The sequence below is a fragment of the Polynucleobacter sp. CS-Odin-A6 genome (genome assembly GCF_018882095.1).
GTDB lineage: Bacteria > Pseudomonadota > Gammaproteobacteria > Burkholderiales > Burkholderiaceae > Polynucleobacter.
On record NZ_JACVPD010000004.1, the window covers coordinates 211,031 to 227,778 of the forward strand.

Here is a 16,748-nt window from a genome sequence, read left to right on the forward strand (position 1 = left end):
TTTTTAGTATGTTGCACGACGGGTTGAGGTCAAGGTAGTTAGTTGACCCCCGAAATAAAAGCTTAGTTGGGTGAGATCAGCCACTCTATGAGAGCCTCGCTAAAACCCAAGAGTAAGTTGTGGGCTTGATTCTGTAGTCTTCACTTTAGAGCTTTTGCGGCCAGTTCTTTTTGCTCGAGAAGCATGTTTATCAATCACTGATTTTTTACCAGCCCGAACGTCTGATAAGTTACGCCTAGCATGCAAGCGATCCTTAGACACTTTTGTAGCGATAGCTATGTCTACTATTGGCTGTGGAATATCTTTACCTATATAAACGCCGATATTATTTTGCTCTTCCTGAGTCATGTTCCACGGCTCAAAAAGCCACATATTCGGTATTTGACGCATGTGAGGAAGCCATTTTCTAACAAAAAAGCCTTTTTGATCATGATCTTGCGCTTGCTTGATCGGGTTATAAACACGTGTCACGTTGATCCCGGTCGTGCCCGATTGCATTTGTAGTTGACTCCAATGGATTCCGGGCTCGTAGTCTAAAAATTGGGTGGCTAACCAATCTCCTACTGGTTTCCAGTGCAACCAAAGTGGATAAGCTGCAACTGAAACCAGCATTGCGCGCATTCTAAAATTAAGCCATCCCGTTTCACGTAGCATGACGACACAGGCGTCCACCATAGGCCAACCTGTCTTACCATCCTTTAAGGCATTGAAGTAATCGTCATTGAATTCATTCTCGCGTAATGCATCATATCCACGGTGCATATTTCGCCACTCGATTTCAGGTTCACTCTCCAGCTTTTGAATGAAATGACAATGCCAATATAAGCGACTCATGAAGGCAGACAGACCTGATATTTTTCGGCTGGCTTGAGGCGGAGTTTGAAGTAGTTCTTCGTTCGTAGCTTGCACTACCTCCCTAATGCTGAGGCACCCATAGGTCAGATACACAGATAATCGGGAACATGCATCTGGCGCTGATAGAGGTGATGAGATCCCGCCGCGGTACCCCATGCTCCGCTGCTTCAAAAAACTATTGAGTGTTTTTAGTGCAAGGGATCTTCCGCCACGTTGTCTCAAGGGTGGATTGTGTCTAAGGTGCGCAGGCGCCTGCATCGTAGATGGCGTCAGACACTGAGCACTGGAGTTCGGTACAGGTGATGCTTCCCAAAATTGAATTGGATGAATTTCATATAAAGGTGCTTCCATGTGCTTTTGCCAATTAGCTTGCCATTCATTACGATTTTTTAATCCTCTAGTAACTCCAAACTGGGCATATTGACCCCAATGAAGGCCATGGGACTGACACCATTTACTAACCTCTTGATCTCTGGAATAGGTAAATCCGTTGCCAGTTTCCTGGTGAGAATGCAAACCTTGAAAAGGACTGGCTACCCAGATGTTATTCAGTACTTCAGTAACTTCACCTTCATGAACCTCCAAAGTGCCACCAAGTAAATGGAGTTGGGCATCTAGATCGTGAAGACACTCTCGAATAAACTCAAAATGTTGAAGGGCAACATCTGGCTGCATCCATAGCGTAGGCTCAAGCACATAAATACAGCGAATGGGGCCTAGCTTTGAAGCCTCGACAAGTGCGGCGTGGTCCTCACAGCGTAAGTCACGCTTAAACCAAACCAGTTGATAACTCATAATTTAGTAGTATTAGAAATTGATTTAGATGAATATCAACTCAAAATTAATCTTTTTGAGATGCAATGTCTCATCATAAAAGCCTTTGGCTAATTTTGCCCAACTAGCAAGACTGCTTTGTCATACTTTATGCTGATACAAGGCACTACGCAGACTTTAACCTTCGACTTTTGCGTGTACGCTCAAAAAAATCATCGGGCTTTAAGCGAACCCACTCAATAAAACCCGCTAAGTCAGCTTGTAGCCTGAGTTGTTCAACAGTATTGTATTGACGCGCGAGCTCGGTTTCAGTCAAGACGGCATGGATCTGTCGATGGCAAATACGATGCAATACCGCGGTTTGGCGACCCCCATGGGACTTGGGAACTAGGTGGTGCTCATCTCGCTGAGATTTTGGAACGGCTCTGTCGCATAGTGGGCAAATCAATAATTCAGATTGTTGATCTGGAGTATTACTCAACTCAGACAGAATCAGTTTTTTCTTAATGCGTCCGGTCATAACATGGGTAGCCTGAGAACCAGGCTTGTTTACTGGGCTGCTAAATCAACAATCACAAATCCTAATGCAACAATATGTGCCAAGGTAATAAGCACAGATAAACCATGCAGCACTAAGAAACGCTGTTTTAGTTTTGCGTCCGTTGCCGCATTAATTGCGGGCATTAAGATTTGACGAGTAGGAATAGTGGATAGGGCAATGAGCGCCAAGATACTGGCACTAAATAGACTGCTCGCTAGGGCCAGTAATGCTGCAATGAGTGATGTGATCACCACAAAAATATAAAAAGAAGGGAAGGCCTTGCGTATTAATGCACGTGCTTCTGTTGGCGGTAAGGATTTAAGTAAAAAAGCAGCAAAGCTTGCGGAGAAAAATAACATGCCCCCAAAAAGTAAGGAGGAAGTTAATAAAGCAGATATGTGGAGAGCGTTTTCAAACAAAGTGTAGCCTCAAGATAAATAGGGTTGTATGCAAACTGGCGTACTAAATGATGCAATTATTAAAACAGTAAAGCATTTTGGTGAATCAATTTGAGCACTGAGCTACGTGATGATTTCAGCAAAGTAGAGTGTCGAACTAATCTTTAAGTTTCTTACCCTTTTTTCTTCTGATTTTTTTCTCGCTCTTTCCGAAGGTCTCGTAATTGCCACCATGCAAATAGTAAAAGCCCTCCAAACACGAGTATTACTTCAATCAAAATGACAGGACCAAAGTCATCCATATATTTCCTAAATCCTAAGTAGTCATTTTAGGATCTGTGAAGCAAGCTTTCATGGCCTTTAACTCTATAACCTTGAGCCACTCAGGCTTTGCTTTTGGATTCATGACCAACTCATTAACTTGTCGATTTGAAGCCGTTTTAGAAATGAAGTTGGCTTGGCAGCCGCAATAAGCGGTAAAGTCTTCCTCAGTAAGTGCTTTGCCTTTAATGCCTTGATGCTCAGCCACTTGCTCACGAGCACAATTCTTTTGATAGTCTTTAGAGATTGCCTGGGCGTATGACTGATTGGACACAAGCAAGAAAAAACCCAAGAGTACAAAACTGCGAAATATAGACATAGTCCTTTTCCTTTAAGGTTGTTCCGATTAATTAGCGGCTATTCTTCCATGAATATCAAGACCGGACTCGTCTACCGCTAAGTCATCATCTTCAATGACAGACGCTCCATCTAGCCTCTCAACGTGTTACAGACTCTATAACGAAATACGGTTAAGCGCATTTAGGGTTGCCTAAAAAGGGTTATGAGCCCAATAAATGGTTCAAATGACGCTTGGCATACGCTTTGCGAGCATCAATTAAAGCCAAGACCAAATTATTAAGAAACTGTTTGAACTGTGTCATTTAAGGCTCCTTTAGTTTTATGCATTAGGGTTAATACTTAGTTAGTATGCGCTCAATTATTTGATGGTGCAGAGCCGTAAAAACCCCTTTGTTAGTAGTTTTAAACATAAAAGCTCTGATGGGTAGAGAATGGTTCATGTCTTCTGACCCGTATTTAGGGTCCTTAAGTCGCTTTTGGGCGACTTCTTTTTTTGAGGTAAATAAGTAGAAAGCACAAAGAACCAAACTAAAGATGCAAAAAGTAAAAAAATGCTAGATCCCACTTCCAAATTTGATCCCGCAGATTACCTTCCATAACCAAAAATGAAATTGATACAAAAGATGCGACAGTTTTATGACGAAGTGCTTAGTTATATCAGGGCATGTTTAAGATGAGTGCTGTGATTGAGTCTGGCATAGCCTCATACTCTAAATACCTAGAGCAAGAACTCCGATCTGATCATGCGGGTGAAACAGGTGCTGTCTATATTTACAAAGGCATCATTGCTGTTGCGACATTGCTTAAAGATCAAGAGCTCATCCATTTTGCAAAAGAACATGGGGCTACTGAAGCGGAGCATTTACAGCTAATAGAGGCTGTCTTTGAGAGGAAGTATCGAAGCCGTTTGCTAGGGCCATGGCGAATAGCGGGATGGCTAACAGGAGCCATACCAGCACTATTTGGCAGAAAAGCAGTCTATGCAACTATTGCTGCAGTTGAAACATTCGTAGAGCAGCACTACCAAGAGCAGATTAATTACCTCAAAAAACATGGCGGCCATGAGCAATTACTTGACCTATTAATCCGCTGCCAAGCCGATGAGATTGGTCATAAAAATGAAGCAAGATCAAAAGCCTCCCCCTCACTACCATTAGCCCTGAGAGCATGGTGCGCTATGGTGGGTAGCGGCTCAGCGACGGCAGTTTTGCTGGCAAAACGTATATAAAAAATTGATGAATGTAGTGAATTACTAAAGGTAAAACAATGATGCAGATTCAGGTTTGGGCTGACCTTGAATGTCCATACAGTTATTTTCAAACCATCGTTCTAGAGAAGATACAGGCACAGCATCAAGACACAGTGGAAATAGTATGGAGGGCGTTTGAGTTAAGTCCAGTAGAAGGTAATATCTCACCGTCGCAATCCTACTTAAGTAACTTTGAGGAGGCTAAGTTAGAGCCCATTGTTGCAGATGAGGGGCTGAAGCTTTTAACTCCTAAATTTCTAGCCTACACCTGGCTTGCGCAAGAAAGTGTTTATTTTGCTAACTCTCAGGGGCTATCGCTAAAACTGGCAAGGGCACTATTTGATGCATTCTTTTTAGAAGGTCTGGATATTAGCAATGAAGAAGTGGTAATGCAGATTGCCTCCCAGAGAGGAGTTAATGGCCAGCTATTAAGACAAGCTCTTGATAATGGTCAGTTGACTAAGCATGTGATGGCTGACGAGCAAGAATTTAAGATTTATGGCTTTCAAGGCTTGCCGGCAATGTTAATCGGCGAGAAAGACTTTTCACCCAAGAGCTTCATGCCTATTAATGGATATAAAACATTTGATGAGTTATCTGCAATTATTCGAAGTCTGAATATCTAAATAGCCTACTGGTTGGGCTATTTCTTTTAATTTAAACACGCAACATATCTTATTAACTTGGTTGTGATAGTCTGAATCTAGAAGTAAACCTATAGGAGATACACATGATAAAAAGTAACACTTTAATTAAAAATATAATCGGGATTTGTATTGGTTTTGCTTCATTAGCTGTTTCAGCGCAGTCAATGAAAGTAACACTCTCTGGATCTCAAGAGGTTCCGCCAGTCATGACTTCAGCTTCTGGGGTGGGATCAATTATGGTTGGTCCAGATGGTTCAGTATCAGGAACAATTACCACTAATGGTGTTGATGGAACCATGGCTCATATTCATGAAGGGGCAATGGGTCAAAATGGTCCTGTCATCGTGCCATTTACCAAGACTGCTGATAATGTTTGGTCAGCTCCCGCTGGTGCCAAATTAACAGATGCTCAGCTCCAAAGTTTGAAGAGCGGCAATCTTTATCTCAATGTTCACAGCGCTACCAATAAGCCTGGCGAAATTAGAGCTCAGCTAAAGCCATAAGGATTAGACATCCTCGGCCCTGGTCGATTCCGCCCCGGGCCACCAAGAATTTCAATAGCCCACTTGTTGGGCTATTTTCTTTAATGGCTTGGTTGCGGATATTCCAAAAGGACCAAAACTTCCAAAAGATACCGCCTTTAAGAAAGCCTCTCGAATAGGGTTTCTATGAAGCGTGATGTTAATTAGTCCAAACTCCTTGAAGAGCACCACATACTCAGTTTGATTGACGATATCAGAGACTAAAATCATTCCGCCGGGTTTTAATGTACGAACAATTTCTCGGATAACCTCTTTGCGATCCTCGAGCTTTTCAAGATTGTGAATTACCCAACCAGAGGTAATGACATCAAAGTGATTATTGGTAAAGGGAAGATTTCTCATATCCGCTGTTTGAACTTCACACTTGGCAGTCACTTTAGCTAAAGCTAAGTTATCAAGGGTTTGGGCTTGTGAGTTATCTGACTGGTCAGTGGCAGACCAAATATCAATTCCTATGGCTTTGCCAGTGAAAAGTCTTTGTGCCGCATTGATCAAGAACAAACCTCTGCCACAGCCAATATCAAGCACTTGCTCGTTACCAGTCCAATTTCTGACACCCAATAACCTTTGAGCATCTATGAGTTTGACGAATTTGCTATAGCAATACATTAGGCATCCCATAAAGCCTAAATAAAGAGCCATAACAGCCAAAGGAATATCGACAATAGATGTAATGAGGTTGGGCTCAAATAGGGCTCGACTCATAACCAGCAAGCTAAAGCTAATCAGCGAGCCAGTGATAAAGCCCCTAAATAGATTGGGAGCATCAATACCGTAGTCAATTCGTTTCATAGCTTGATATTAGCAAAGCATTGCTAAGGGCGGAGAAGGAATCCTTCGCCCCGGGCCACCAAGAATCTCAATAGCCCACTTGTTGGGCTATTTTCTTTTGTAGCTTGGTAGGGTTGGACGCCATCGGCCTCGGATAGACCGTCTTTATCCTCGACTAAAACTGCCCCTTAAAGGGACCTACTCAATTTTTGGATGAACATCCGCCTTATTCAGTTCACTTAAAGGCCCTGTTGGCATCGTAGCCCCGACGGCATTTAATGAGTAGCCTTTTGACTGCCAATAAGCCAAGGCATAGGGCCCTGCTGGTACAACCGTAACAAAGCCGTATAGATCCTCTGGTCTAGAGCCTACAGCCTTGGCGGCGTTATTACAAATTTCAAATTTAACACCTTGTTTGGCAAAGTTACTCGCACGCTCGACTACATCTTTATATTTCGCATAGTTACGCTTGTCAAATACCACCAACTCCGGCCCATGCGATACGATTACGACCTTGATGGGCTCAAAATCATGCGGACCATATTCGGCGGTTGCTTTGAGTAATGCGGCGAGATTATTAAAAACGCCATTGACACTTTTTGGATCCTGAAAATTAAAATCCCAAACAACTTTGAGTTGCTTAACAGATTCAATATCTTGGTAGCTTTGAAACTTGGCTGTTCCGTACTGCTCTACCTCAGAGGCGGCAAAAGCATGGCCTTGAAAAATGAACACGCTCAAAATAACCAATAGCTTTAAATAATTCATAATTTTTATCCTATTAAATCGAAGTGATCATTTTGCTTTACAACACAATTTATTTACTAATACTTTTCTTATATGCTTATAACTATGCCTCAAGGGGCCAGCTGAGGTGTTTTTTTGTGCCTAGTAGGGTTGTCCACTACTACTCTCGGATATCCCTACCTAGAGGCGTCCTTTAAAAGGACAGTTTATGAATTGGGGGTTTGTCATCCCTGCGTCCGTCAAGCGTCCATTTAAGCGACGCTCATTAGAACTCATACTCAACCTGCATACGTATTGTGTTTTTTGGGGATGCGGTAGTTGTTCCCCAAAGATAGGCAATGTTATAGACAAGCGCTTCTTTTCTACCAAGTTTAGTTTTTCCAAATATAGCCGGTCCGACACTGGTTTGCTGTTGTTGATTCGTGTTCCAATTATTCAGTTGTCCAAGCCAAGAAAATAGTTGTGCTCCGAGCTGAAGCTCAGGTTGAAGGCGATACTTCACTTGCCCCTGATAGCCAAAATAGGTGCCTTGATTTTCGGTGCCAGTGTAATGACCTTGCATCAGTAGGTTTAAGTTTGCCTGCCACTTATTCCAGTCCTTTTGCAATAAAAAACCATACTTAGCCTCATACCCTTCATTTCGATTTTGTGGGCGCTCTAATTCAATTAAGAATCCTACATCTACAAAATATTTCCCTGTCTCAGTTAGTTGGAATTTATTTTCCCACTCAATAGCGTCAAATTGAGAGTTATTGCCATCCCAAGTATTTTTTCCATATATTTCGGTGAACCACCAAGAAGTGACGCCATAACCAAAGCCGATAGAGGCGCCTGATTGCCTTGAGTCTTCGCCGCTTCTGGGCTTTTGAGTACCAAATTTAGTGTCAATCTCTCGCTCACCTTCCTCAACTCTTGGGCTATAAATGTAGTCAGCTGGCCCGCTGAGATATTCGCCGGCATATGTAAATGTGGCGGTTAACAAAAAGATAGATGCCACTATCCATCGAACAGGCGGCATGACAATTCTTTTCATTTAACAATGACCTCACCTTGAGCAGTTTCTGGACTAAATTCACCTTCAAACTTGTAGCGTCCTGGTGAAAGTGGGCCAATATAGAAAGAGGCGCTACTGTTTGCTTTAATAAACACTTCTCGATTTAGATCGTGGCTTTCAAACTCTTCTGGGGTGTCATCCAGATTCTGAATCACCAGTCTTACTTTGGTATCTGCTGGGATTTCAATTTGGGCGGGTGAGAAGCGTCCCTTTTGAATCTTGATGGTGATTTCTGACTGGTTGGCGCTCACCAAGGTAGCTACTCCAATCATTAGGCAAAATAAGGCGTAAGCAATAGTGTTTTTCATAAAATAAGATCTTTATCAAATAGGAATGATTCTCATTGTATACCTTATTAAGAATGACTCTCATTTAATAAAAGTAGAGAACCATGCTGAGAGTGCCTGCTTTGATATGTTGGCCATCGGATTGCGCATCCAAGGCCCTGTTCGATTCCGCTGCGGTCACCAAGAAACACTAAAGAGACCTTCGGACGGGTTTTGTTATCCCTGAATGTCACTTATGGGTCGATAGCGGTCTGCTATAACTAGTTAATTGAGTGACCGCCTAGAGGACTTCTACATCCCTTGCTGATAGCTTTAATTCAGCGCAGAGTGATATTCCCTTTCACATAAGGAGAATGTCATGGAACAGCTTATTGCAATTGCACATAAAGAGCCCTGGAATAAAGGCAAGCTAACAGGGCAGAAAGCACCGCTTAAGTTAAAAGATATTTGGGCCATTCGAGTAAGACTTCAGCTAGGTGATAACAAACGGGATTTAGCCTTATTCAATCTAGCTATAGACAGCAAGCTGCGAGCCTGTGATTTATTAAAGTTAAAGGTGAGAGATATCTGCACTGGAGACCATGTTTCTTCCAGAACCACTATCTTGCAGCAAAAGACCCATCGGCCAGTCCAGTTTGAGATTACTGAGCCGACTAGAGTTGCAGTTGAACAGTGGATGAGATTTGATACCTTGCACCCAGAGGACTATTTATTTCCTAGTCGCATAATTGAATCTCCCCATTTATCAACTAGGCAGTACGCTAGGATTGTTCACGGCTGGGTGAGCTCTATTGGTTTGGAATCGGCAAACTATGGAACCCATACGATGCGTCGTACTAAGGTTTCATTAATTTATCGAAGAACCAAAAATCTAAGAGCCATTCAGCTACTTTTAGGGCATACCAAGCTAGAAAGCACGGTTCGCTATCTTGGTATTGAAGTGGATGATGCTTTGGAGATGGCTGAACAAACTGAGGTTTAAGTGTAAAAGCGGGCTGTGATCGAAAGCCATAGTCCGCCCCTCACTCATTAGCGGTCAATCAATGAGTCGTCCCATGGCAGGCTGCTTCCGACCCAAATCTGACCTTGGTGGAACACTCCATCAGCATAATCTTAGGTTATAAATTTATATATACGCATACACTCATATACGCATATACGCAATTAAGAACGACCTCTACTAGCTTAAGAGGACAATTTACTGCAGGTATTAGTGTCTAAGATTGTGTAAGCTGGACAGAATCTAAATAAGGATGTTGCGAGCGGTACAACACCAACCCAACCCCAAGTACCAACAACTCCAGTCGCAGCTAAGCCAATTAAAACTAGACCAACCACAATGCGGAGAATACGATCAATACCGCCAATATTGCTTTTCATATAAAGACTCCTTTTGGTTATTTACTGCAGTAATTTTTATACAGCACATTCATGACTTCTAATGCAACATGATTAGAAAGCGAATAATAAATTTGCTTTCCCTCTCGTCTGGTCTCAACTAATTCTTCATTTCTGAGAATGGTTAGCTGCTGAGACAAGGTGGGCTGATGAATATCAAGGCATTCCTCTAGCTCACCAACGCACATTTCACCCTGACTTATTTGGCATAGCAGCATCATCCGATCTCTATTGGAAAGGACTTTCATTAAGCGACAAGCATCATCAGCAGATGATTGCATCTTTTTAAGATTGATTGTTTTCATATCGTTTAGAGCAAATTGATTGGAATCTTCATGTACGAAGTGCCGTTATCCTCTTTAGGAGGCATAGCTCCAGCTCGGATATTAACTTGTATAGAGGGTAACAATAAAACTGGTACCTCTAACATAGCATCCCTAGCTTTTCTCATTTGAACAAAAGCATCCTCTGTCACGCCGTCACGGATATGAATATTATTTGTCCGCTGCTCTCCGACAGTAGTTCTACCAATAACTTGCCTATCAGTTGGTGGGTAGTCATGACACATGTATAAATTTGTGGACTCAGGATAACTGAGTATATTTTTAATTGATTTATATAGGGTGCTGGCATCCCCACCTGGGAAGTCACAACGAGCTGTGCCAACATCTGGCGGAAACAATGTATCCCCTATAAAAATAGCATCATCGATCTTATAGGCTAAGCAAGCTGGAGTATGCCCTGGAACAGCTATTGATTCAATCTTGAGATTTCCGAAAGGGATATTCTCACCACCCTTAATCAAATGGTCGAACTGGGAGCCGTCAGCCTTAAATTCATCACCTAAATTAAATATTCCTTTAAATACCCCTTGAATCTTTTGCACTTTTTCGCCAATCGCAATTTTTCCACCAAGCACATCCTGCAAGTACTTAGCAGCGGTTAAATGATCAGCATGAGCGTGCGTCTCTAAAATCCATTTCAATTGCAGCTGGTTACTTGTAATGTATTCAATAACCTGATCGGCTGATTGCGTTAGAGTCTTGCCTGATTTGGGGTCATAATTTAAAACAGGATCAATCACAATGCAAACCCTTGCCTCTGGATCTGAGACAACATAGGTAAAGGTCCAAGTGGCCTTATCAAAAAAACTCCTGATTTGTGCTTTCATGCAAATCTCCACCTATTTAATATATTGAAATATATATTATATTTCACTATAATGTAAACATGGAAATGATCACCACCTCAAGTTTGGGCCTATTTATTGGTCTATTAATGGGTCTCACTGGCGCAGGTGGAGGCATAGTCTCAGTTCCAGCGCTGGTCTATTTTTTACACTTAAGTATTGCAGAGGCGGGTCCAATCGCACTGATGGCTATTGCTTCCTCGGCTGGCATTGGAGCTCTTTTAGCCCACAGAAAAAAAACCTTAAGATACAAAGCCGCTCTATTAATTGGGCTTGCTGGTTTAACTACTGCTCCCTTTGGTTTGTGGCTAGCGCACCAAGTGCCCAACCGACCATTAGTTGCGCTATTCGGGCTGATATTGATAGGCATATCAATACGTTTTTTCCTACAGGCAATCTTCAACCAAGATGAAACTAACCTAAAGATAAATAACAATACGATCTGCCAATTAAACGATATAACTGGAAAACTAACATGGACTAAGCCCTGTTTTTTGACTTTGTTAAGTGTTGGCGCAGTCTCTGGTTTTTTATCTGGACTTCTAGGTGTCGGAGGTGGATTCGTGATTGTTCCAGCGCTTCGTAAATACACCAACCTGTCAACAAATTCAATTATCAGCTCATCATTAGGGGTGATGGCAATCATTGCAATTGGTAGCGCAGGAATCTCAGCATTTGCAGGAACCTTAAATCTACCTATTGCTACTTTATTCTCAGTAGGCGCCATTATTGGCTTACTCATCAGTAGGCAGTTCTCTCAAAAGTTAGATCCTTTACGCATTCAACAGATATTTGCATCCTTCACATTTTTGGTTGGCGTATACATGCTTTACAAATCTTTTCTAGATATATAGGTGTTTAAGAACATGATAATTAATTGGCAAGAATTCACCCCAGTTTCATCGCTTATTGGTGGGGCTATCTTAGGGCTTGGCGCTGTTTTTCTGATCGCCTTTAAAGGAAGAATTGCAGGAATTAGCGGGATTATCGGCGCTCTAATGCAATTTCAAAATACACCTAAGGATCATTACTTGTGGAGAATTCTTTTTCTTTTAGGGCTGATTGGCTCATATCAAATTTATTCAATAATTTTTGGAGTACCGACCATCGAAATCAATAAGAGCTCAATTGAGCTTGTCATAGCAGGATTATTAGTCGGTTTTGGAACAAGAATGGGTTCGGGATGCACGAGTGGTCATGGGGTTTGTGGACTTGGTAGATTATCGACACGCTCGCTTATTGCAACCCTGAGCTTTATGACTTCAGGATTTATTGTTTGCTATCTATTACTTCATTGGATCAATTAATTATGAAAAACCTACTCACCTTTCTTGCTGGACTAGGTTTTGGTATCGGACTTATCATTTCTGGAATGACCAATCCTGCCAAAGTCATTGGGTTTCTAGACTTATTTGGGCAATGGGACCCTAGCCTCATGTTTGTCATGATAGGTGCAATTTTCGTCACCTTTTTTGGATTTAGGTTTATTGAAAAAAAGAAAACGACTTACTTTGAAGAGCCTCTTCACCTTTCCGGTAAAACACACATCAACAAAGATTTAGTTGTTGGGAGTATCTTGTTTGGAGCTGGTTGGGCAATCGCAGGGTTATGCCCTGGACCCGCTCTTGTTGCCCTTGGATCTGGAAATCAGAAGGCAATCATCTTTGTTGTTGCAATGCTGTCAGGAATGTACATACATGATCATCCCTATAAGAAAGTATTTTCAGAGAGTGTCGTTTAATTTCATGAATACCTAGAGGTAGTTTTGGTGTTTTTAATCCTCTGCTCTAACGGCTGTTATTGGCCGAATTGGGACGGTCAATCGTCCCAAAAAGGCTTGTTTGAGTGGCTGGAATAACTCTAAAGCAGCCAATGTAATTACTGGCGCTCCTTTGGTGTTGCAGTCTACGGAGGTACTGTCCGCCAATTAACCCCAATAGATCTGGCTTGGAGCACCGAATTTAGTATTGTTACCAAAGAAGTTACCAATTGTTAAGATTGCAGTACATCGGTTCTGGTTGCAAATTGCAGATTAAATAAAGTGGCGGGGTAGACCCCCGCCTTCAAGAAACAGGCATACGCCTTTTCCTTTCGAGGTGCTTACCTCCCCTAGATGGTACCTATGAGAGCAAGCTAGCTATATTTTCTCAGTCAAACAATCCAAGATGCTCTGCAATTTTCTCAGTTGAGTCTTTAGTTAAGAACGCATTTGGTTGTGGCGCATTCAATTCTTCCCCCAAAGACTTTGCTTGCCCAATCATCCATTGCACATGTCTAGCTATTTGAAGACGATAAGCAGCAGGGATGTTGATTTGTGAAATAGTTAAGCGAAGCCTATTTGCTGAAACGTGTAATGCATAGGCAAGCTCAGTAATTTCGCTATTAGTTGTTAGTTTGTTGCGTTTTTTGGTACGTTTTTGCATTATTTCTATACCTTTTTGACTGTTTATTGCCATTTTTTAGCTCTTTTTGAGCAGTCATTTTTCTGACAATTTTTTATTTTTTAAAAACACACAGGAAGTCCAATTAACTTTTGAGAACATTTCTTGGCTAGCTGTGTGCTTAGTTGTGAACAATTGGTGCAAGGGGCTGAAAATGGGGTTCAAGACCAAGTCCATCCTCTCGCGCGCTTAAGTCCAGCTATGTACTGAGATCAGGAAAGGGTATATAGGCAACATCAATACCTATATCTAGTGCATCCTGAGCAAACCGGGTTGCGGCTAGCATTCCACTATTAAATCCATGGTGCCAGTCGCCTGTTGTAACTGACCTTAGGGCATCTGTTTCATTGGGATACTCCCTTTCTAGATTTGCGGCTTCAATCCTGACTCCTTCAATCGTTGCGATTTGTTTAGGTGTCTTTCTGGCGTACCAGACGAGCATTTCATATTTACGCTCGAGTTGCTTTAATTCATCGATTACTTGTTTTTTTGTTGCTTTCATTTTGTATTCCTTATTTATTTAGATTTTTGGTGACGATGGTGTCGAAATATGAGTCGTTTCCTAAAAGTTCCTCATGAGAAAAATGCTTAGAGTACTTTTGGGAATTGGGTATCAAATCGTCACTATCGTCACCGCTACACTTTTTCGTTGTTATTGGAAAAACCACTTCCACTCGTTCTGCGCCTTTTCGTTGAGCTCTAGACCGATATAAAAACGGTTAGTTTCACCTTGCGCCTTTACTCGTTTTGTATCGACTCCACGACTACCTAATTGACGTGTAAATGACTTTTGAGTGACTGGGTGCGTACCATTTTTATTAGCCCACATGCGGTAAGTGCCAAATACAGATTTCTGACTTTCAGACTTACCAGCACCAACTTCGCAGCAATCTTCCAAAAACTCCCCAAGCATGTCTGACTCTTCTTGATACACACGACTAGCATCTTCAATCCTTTTTGGAGCGGGTAGGTGCTCTTGTTGCCAGCGGTAACAGCCATCAATCATCCAAGCTAATATCCCTTCCTTCTCGGCTAGAAGTTTCTCTTCTAACTTGTGGTCGGTTTTATCCTCTGGCACTTGATATTCAAAGGGGATTAACCTCATCCGGCGCCATGCACCATTGCTACTATCGGTAATGATGGGTTTGTAGTTGCCACGCAGCCAAATCTTGAACTGTGGCCAAAACTCAAAGAACTCGGCATACATAAAGCGTGCAGTAATCTTTTCGGTTGAGACCAAAGCTTTAAGTTTTTGATCATCCAGCCTTTGATTTTCGCGTGTCTCATTAGCCATGACTAAACGTGCACCAGCTAGGCGGGCAACATCATTGGTAGCGCCTGATTCTTTGAGTGCTAGCAGATCAAAGTTAGCCGTCTGTACATAATCACCCATGATTTTGACAATGACATTTGCCATGACGGACTTACCATTTTTGCCATGCCCATAGCAAAAATGAAGTAATTCCTCAGACACATCGCCCGTCAAGGAGTAACCCAAAGCCTTTTGGACATAATTAATGACATCTTGATCGCCAATAAAGATTTCATTGAGAAACTTGAGCCAAAGAGGGCAGGTAGCAGCCTGGTTGTAATCAGCATGAACTTGCCTACTAATTAGCAGTTTGGGATCAGGTAGCAGTAACTTCATGTTTTTAAGGTCAAACACACCATTACTGACACCTAGGAGCATTGGCTGGCTATCTAAGTCACTAATGTTGCTAATTCCCATTCCTGGTTCGCTGGTCGCTAATTCGAGCATGGCAATGATTCGACCATTACTACGAATTGCTTTGGCATGAGCCTGCCATGCTTTTGATAGTGGGCCAGTTGGATCTAACTTAAAGAGTTCGCCAGCTTTATCCATAATTTGCTCCGCTACTAACTTAGCAGCGCCAATCTGTTCCTCTTTTTGGCACCATTCCCAACGCATGCCAGTAAAACGAAGCCATTTACGATTGGAATGACAAAACAGGAACTCACCTTCAAACATGGATTTAAAGTAACGAGCATTATCTAAGTCACCCATGATGTGGCTAGCACTTTGGGTAATTTGCTGACGTATAAGGTGCAATAACCATCTAAAGGTCTTATTAAGACGATTAGGGTCTCGTTTAGAGCTTTTCCAAAGGGCATCTACTTCACTTGGATCGTACATCTCAGGAATACGCTGGCTGTACTCATGAAAAAGTTCTAATCCTTCATCACTGCCTCCAGTTTGGTGGTGCAGGGCAAAGCAGACATCACGCCAATTGTCTCGATCAGCAAAATCTTTTAGCCTTGGCAAAATTTCTGCTCTGATACGCTCTACGTCCCAACCTGCAACAGGTATGTTGTGATCAAACGGAACTTCTTGGTTTATGAAGGTGCTAGCGTTATCAGAACCATTAAGTAGCTCGCGCCACTTATGTAACTCAGAAAAGTCTTGAGTCTCACCAATGCTGTAACAAGCATCATCGATGATGTCACCTGTAACCATGACAAAAGTCCCGCTACATAGAACATCTATTCCCGAGCCATCTTCAAACTTGCCTCGCTTAGTACCAAGATCCCAGCCATGCTTTTTAACGAATATGTGTAAGCCAGTTTGACTGACTGACTTTTCAACAAAGCCGTGAAGACTAGCCAGAATATCCTTGGCAAAGGGCTTTAATGAGTCACCACTAAACGCTTTATCTAGGTCAACGCATATGTAATCGGTATCGTTTAGAACGAAACCTACGCCATGAAAACGCCTCTCAATTGGACTTAGTAGAAGTTCATTGTCTAGTAGCGCTTTAACTATCTCAAAAGATAAGCGATTTGAGGATTTGCTCCATGCAGAATCAACGGCTATACCTTGGTTCAGTCTGACGGGAACTTTATCAAAGCCACCATTAGCCTTTGGTTTTAGTGCAACCAAAACCCAGTTGTTAATTGCCTTGAGTTCTTGTGGAAAATTATCTAAGTTCATGCTGCCTCCTTGTGAGAAGAAGGGTTGCAAAAACTTTCAATCCAAGCATCTACTTCAGACTCTTTCCAGACACTAATGGCTGGAGAAATCTTAATAGGCTTAGGGAATTGCCCTTTAGATATTTTGATCCAAAGGGTGCTTTTAGCGAGGGTTGTTTTATTTGCTACATCGCTAATCCGTAGCAGTTTGATACTTGACTCCATTTATGTTTACTCCTGTTTGGTTGAACATAAATAGATTTTCAAACGAACAACTTAAAAAGCACGATTAACACTTAACTGTTA

The 16,748-nt window shown here is 42.0% G+C and carries 22 protein-coding genes; 7 read left to right on the plus strand and 15 right to left on the minus strand.

Going from position 1 to position 16,748, the window contains the following annotated elements; genetic code table 11:
• Positions 1 to 99 precede the first annotated feature (99 nt).
• From ICN15_RS10045 to ICN15_RS10060, 4 genes are all read right to left on the minus strand, one after another.
• Positions 100 to 1,650: a cryptochrome/deoxyribodipyrimidine photo-lyase family protein gene (locus ICN15_RS10045; protein ID WP_216202600.1), complete on the minus strand. Its 1,551-nt coding sequence runs from the start codon at positions 1,648 to 1,650 to the stop codon at positions 100 to 102.
• A 145-nt stretch (positions 1,651 to 1,795) separates the two neighbouring features.
• Positions 1,796 to 2,149 carry an HNH endonuclease gene (locus tag ICN15_RS10050; RefSeq protein ID WP_255532960.1) on the minus strand — a complete coding sequence of 118 codons (354 nt, stop codon included), beginning with the start codon at positions 2,147 to 2,149 and terminating at the stop codon, positions 1,796 to 1,798.
• A 29-nt stretch (positions 2,150 to 2,178) separates the two neighbouring features.
• Positions 2,179 to 2,589 carry a DUF4149 domain-containing protein gene (locus tag ICN15_RS10055; RefSeq protein WP_255532961.1) on the minus strand — a complete coding sequence of 137 codons (411 nt, stop codon included), beginning with the start codon at positions 2,587 to 2,589 and terminating at the stop codon, positions 2,179 to 2,181.
• 295 nt (positions 2,590 to 2,884) lie between these two features.
• Complete coding sequence (locus ICN15_RS10060; RefSeq protein ID WP_216202602.1) at positions 2,885 to 3,208, minus strand: hypothetical protein; 324 nt, start codon at positions 3,206 to 3,208, stop codon at positions 2,885 to 2,887.
• 654 nt (positions 3,209 to 3,862) lie between these two features.
• Between ICN15_RS10060 and ICN15_RS10065 the strand changes: the two genes are divergently transcribed.
• The 3 genes from ICN15_RS10065 to ICN15_RS10075 all read left to right on the plus strand — a co-directional run bounded on the left by ICN15_RS10065 (position 3,863) and on the right by ICN15_RS10075 (position 5,588).
• Positions 3,863 to 4,417: a demethoxyubiquinone hydroxylase family protein gene (locus ICN15_RS10065; protein WP_216202603.1), complete on the plus strand. Its 555-nt coding sequence runs from the start codon at positions 3,863 to 3,865 to the stop codon at positions 4,415 to 4,417.
• A gap of 38 nt (positions 4,418 to 4,455) precedes the next feature.
• Positions 4,456 to 5,064, plus strand: coding sequence for a DsbA family protein (locus ICN15_RS10070; RefSeq protein ID WP_216202604.1), 609 nt, complete (start codon positions 4,456 to 4,458; stop codon positions 5,062 to 5,064).
• Positions 5,065 to 5,168: 104 nt separating this feature from the next.
• Positions 5,169 to 5,588: a CHRD domain-containing protein gene (locus tag ICN15_RS10075; RefSeq protein WP_216202605.1), complete on the plus strand. Its 420-nt coding sequence runs from the start codon at positions 5,169 to 5,171 to the stop codon at positions 5,586 to 5,588.
• Positions 5,589 to 5,639: 51 nt separating this feature from the next.
• On the opposite strand, the gene ICN15_RS10080 is transcribed toward ICN15_RS10075, so the two are convergent.
• The 4 genes from ICN15_RS10080 to ICN15_RS10095 all read right to left on the minus strand — a co-directional run bounded on the left by ICN15_RS10080 (position 5,640) and on the right by ICN15_RS10095 (position 8,507).
• Complete coding sequence (locus ICN15_RS10080) at positions 5,640 to 6,419, minus strand: class I SAM-dependent methyltransferase (RefSeq protein WP_216202606.1); 780 nt, start codon at positions 6,417 to 6,419, stop codon at positions 5,640 to 5,642.
• A gap of 177 nt (positions 6,420 to 6,596) precedes the next feature.
• A complete protein-coding gene (locus tag ICN15_RS10085; RefSeq protein ID WP_096674878.1) occupies positions 6,597 to 7,166 on the minus strand; it encodes a DsrE family protein in 570 nt (189 codons plus the stop codon).
• Positions 7,167 to 7,410: 244 nt separating this feature from the next.
• A complete protein-coding gene (locus ICN15_RS10090; protein WP_216202607.1) occupies positions 7,411 to 8,178 on the minus strand; it encodes a hypothetical protein in 768 nt (255 codons plus the stop codon).
• On the minus strand, positions 8,175 to 8,507 hold the full coding sequence (locus ICN15_RS10095; RefSeq protein ID WP_216202608.1) for a cupredoxin domain-containing protein: 333 nt from the start codon (positions 8,505 to 8,507) through the stop codon (positions 8,175 to 8,177). Before ICN15_RS10095 ends, ICN15_RS10090 begins: the two co-directional genes overlap by 4 nt.
• 337 nt (positions 8,508 to 8,844) lie before the next feature.
• On the opposite strand from ICN15_RS10095, the gene ICN15_RS10100 reads away from it, so the two are divergent.
• Complete coding sequence (locus tag ICN15_RS10100) at positions 8,845 to 9,468, plus strand: tyrosine-type recombinase/integrase (protein WP_216202609.1); 624 nt, start codon at positions 8,845 to 8,847, stop codon at positions 9,466 to 9,468.
• Positions 9,469 to 9,671: 203 nt separating this feature from the next.
• Here the strand turns inward: ICN15_RS10100 and ICN15_RS10105 are convergent, their stop codons facing one another.
• From ICN15_RS10105 to ICN15_RS10115, 3 genes are read right to left on the minus strand one after another with little or no spacing between them, the layout of a single operon-like run.
• Positions 9,672 to 9,866, minus strand: a complete 195-nt coding sequence (locus ICN15_RS10105; RefSeq protein WP_216202610.1) for a DUF2892 domain-containing protein — start codon at positions 9,864 to 9,866, stop codon at positions 9,672 to 9,674.
• 17 nt (positions 9,867 to 9,883) lie between these two features.
• Complete coding sequence (locus ICN15_RS10110; protein ID WP_216202611.1) at positions 9,884 to 10,189, minus strand: metalloregulator ArsR/SmtB family transcription factor; 306 nt, start codon at positions 10,187 to 10,189, stop codon at positions 9,884 to 9,886.
• A 5-nt stretch (positions 10,190 to 10,194) separates the two neighbouring features.
• Positions 10,195 to 11,055: an MBL fold metallo-hydrolase gene (locus ICN15_RS10115; protein ID WP_216202612.1), complete on the minus strand. Its 861-nt coding sequence runs from the start codon at positions 11,053 to 11,055 to the stop codon at positions 10,195 to 10,197.
• A 59-nt stretch (positions 11,056 to 11,114) separates the two neighbouring features.
• Here ICN15_RS10115 and ICN15_RS10120 point away from each other — a divergent pair, with 59 nt between their 5' ends.
• The 3 genes from ICN15_RS10120 to ICN15_RS10130 are packed head-to-tail and all read left to right on the plus strand — an operon-like array spanning position 11,115 to position 12,814.
• On the plus strand, positions 11,115 to 11,927 hold the full coding sequence (locus ICN15_RS10120; RefSeq protein ID WP_216202613.1) for a sulfite exporter TauE/SafE family protein: 813 nt from the start codon (positions 11,115 to 11,117) through the stop codon (positions 11,925 to 11,927).
• Between the two features lie 12 nt (positions 11,928 to 11,939).
• Positions 11,940 to 12,380, plus strand: coding sequence for a YeeE/YedE family protein (locus tag ICN15_RS10125; RefSeq protein WP_216202614.1), 441 nt, complete (start codon positions 11,940 to 11,942; stop codon positions 12,378 to 12,380).
• Between the two features lie 2 nt (positions 12,381 to 12,382).
• A complete protein-coding gene (locus ICN15_RS10130; protein WP_216202663.1) occupies positions 12,383 to 12,814 on the plus strand; it encodes a DUF6691 family protein in 432 nt (143 codons plus the stop codon).
• Positions 12,815 to 13,220: 406 nt separating this feature from the next.
• Here ICN15_RS10130 and ICN15_RS10135 read toward each other — a convergent pair whose 3' ends face one another.
• The 4 genes from ICN15_RS10135 to ICN15_RS10150 form a co-directional block, all read right to left on the minus strand.
• Positions 13,221 to 13,529 (minus strand): hypothetical protein, encoded by a 309-nt coding sequence (locus ICN15_RS10135; RefSeq protein ID WP_216202615.1) that lies wholly within the window; start codon positions 13,527 to 13,529, stop codon positions 13,221 to 13,223.
• 184 nt (positions 13,530 to 13,713) lie between these two features.
• A complete protein-coding gene (locus ICN15_RS10140) occupies positions 13,714 to 14,016 on the minus strand; it encodes a hypothetical protein (RefSeq protein WP_216202616.1) in 303 nt (100 codons plus the stop codon).
• 150 nt (positions 14,017 to 14,166) lie between these two features.
• Positions 14,167 to 16,464: a phage/plasmid primase, P4 family gene (locus tag ICN15_RS10145; RefSeq protein ID WP_216202617.1), complete on the minus strand. Its 2,298-nt coding sequence runs from the start codon at positions 16,462 to 16,464 to the stop codon at positions 14,167 to 14,169.
• Entirely contained in the window at positions 16,461 to 16,667 is a 207-nt protein-coding gene (locus ICN15_RS10150; RefSeq protein ID WP_216202618.1) for an AlpA family transcriptional regulator, read from the minus strand. The genes ICN15_RS10145 and ICN15_RS10150 overlap by 4 nt, the downstream gene beginning before the upstream one ends.
• Between the last annotated feature and the right edge of the window lie 81 nt (positions 16,668 to 16,748).

What these genes read in the sequence shown, in the direction of transcription:
- ICN15_RS10100 (WP_216202609.1), top strand. Translation starts at nt 8,845, where the DNA reads ATGGAACAGCTTATTGCAATTGCACATAAAGAGCCCTGGAATAAAGGC.
- ICN15_RS10135 (WP_216202615.1), bottom strand. Translation starts at nt 13,529, where the DNA reads ATGGCAATAAACAGTCAAAAAGGTATAGAAATAATGCAAAAACGTACC.
- ICN15_RS10125 (WP_216202614.1), top strand. Translation starts at nt 11,940, where the DNA reads ATGATAATTAATTGGCAAGAATTCACCCCAGTTTCATCGCTTATTGGT.
- ICN15_RS10110 (WP_216202611.1), bottom strand. Translation starts at nt 10,189, where the DNA reads ATGAAAACAATCAATCTTAAAAAGATGCAATCATCTGCTGATGATGCT.
- ICN15_RS10080 (WP_216202606.1), bottom strand. Translation starts at nt 6,419, where the DNA reads ATGAAACGAATTGACTACGGTATTGATGCTCCCAATCTATTTAGGGGC.
- ICN15_RS10060 (WP_216202602.1), bottom strand. Translation starts at nt 3,208, where the DNA reads ATGTCTATATTTCGCAGTTTTGTACTCTTGGGTTTTTTCTTGCTTGTG.
- ICN15_RS10075 (WP_216202605.1), top strand. Translation starts at nt 5,169, where the DNA reads ATGATAAAAAGTAACACTTTAATTAAAAATATAATCGGGATTTGTATT.
- ICN15_RS10115 (WP_216202612.1), bottom strand. Translation starts at nt 11,055, where the DNA reads ATGAAAGCACAAATCAGGAGTTTTTTTGATAAGGCCACTTGGACCTTT.
- ICN15_RS10050 (WP_255532960.1), bottom strand. Translation starts at nt 2,149, where the DNA reads ATGACCGGACGCATTAAGAAAAAACTGATTCTGTCTGAGTTGAGTAAT.
- ICN15_RS10090 (WP_216202607.1), bottom strand. Translation starts at nt 8,178, where the DNA reads ATGAAAAGAATTGTCATGCCGCCTGTTCGATGGATAGTGGCATCTATC.
- ICN15_RS10045 (WP_216202600.1), bottom strand. Translation starts at nt 1,650, where the DNA reads ATGAGTTATCAACTGGTTTGGTTTAAGCGTGACTTACGCTGTGAGGAC.
- ICN15_RS10065 (WP_216202603.1), top strand. Translation starts at nt 3,863, where the DNA reads ATGAGTGCTGTGATTGAGTCTGGCATAGCCTCATACTCTAAATACCTA.
- ICN15_RS10130 (WP_216202663.1), top strand. Translation starts at nt 12,383, where the DNA reads ATGAAAAACCTACTCACCTTTCTTGCTGGACTAGGTTTTGGTATCGGA.
- ICN15_RS10070 (WP_216202604.1), top strand. Translation starts at nt 4,456, where the DNA reads ATGATGCAGATTCAGGTTTGGGCTGACCTTGAATGTCCATACAGTTAT.
- ICN15_RS10145 (WP_216202617.1), bottom strand. Translation starts at nt 16,464, where the DNA reads ATGAACTTAGATAATTTTCCACAAGAACTCAAGGCAATTAACAACTGG.
- ICN15_RS10140 (WP_216202616.1), bottom strand. Translation starts at nt 14,016, where the DNA reads ATGAAAGCAACAAAAAAACAAGTAATCGATGAATTAAAGCAACTCGAG.
- ICN15_RS10120 (WP_216202613.1), top strand. Translation starts at nt 11,115, where the DNA reads ATGGAAATGATCACCACCTCAAGTTTGGGCCTATTTATTGGTCTATTA.
- ICN15_RS10085 (WP_096674878.1), bottom strand. Translation starts at nt 7,166, where the DNA reads ATGAATTATTTAAAGCTATTGGTTATTTTGAGCGTGTTCATTTTTCAA.
- ICN15_RS10095 (WP_216202608.1), bottom strand. Translation starts at nt 8,507, where the DNA reads ATGAAAAACACTATTGCTTACGCCTTATTTTGCCTAATGATTGGAGTA.
- ICN15_RS10150 (WP_216202618.1), bottom strand. Translation starts at nt 16,667, where the DNA reads ATGGAGTCAAGTATCAAACTGCTACGGATTAGCGATGTAGCAAATAAA.
- ICN15_RS10105 (WP_216202610.1), bottom strand. Translation starts at nt 9,866, where the DNA reads ATGAAAAGCAATATTGGCGGTATTGATCGTATTCTCCGCATTGTGGTT.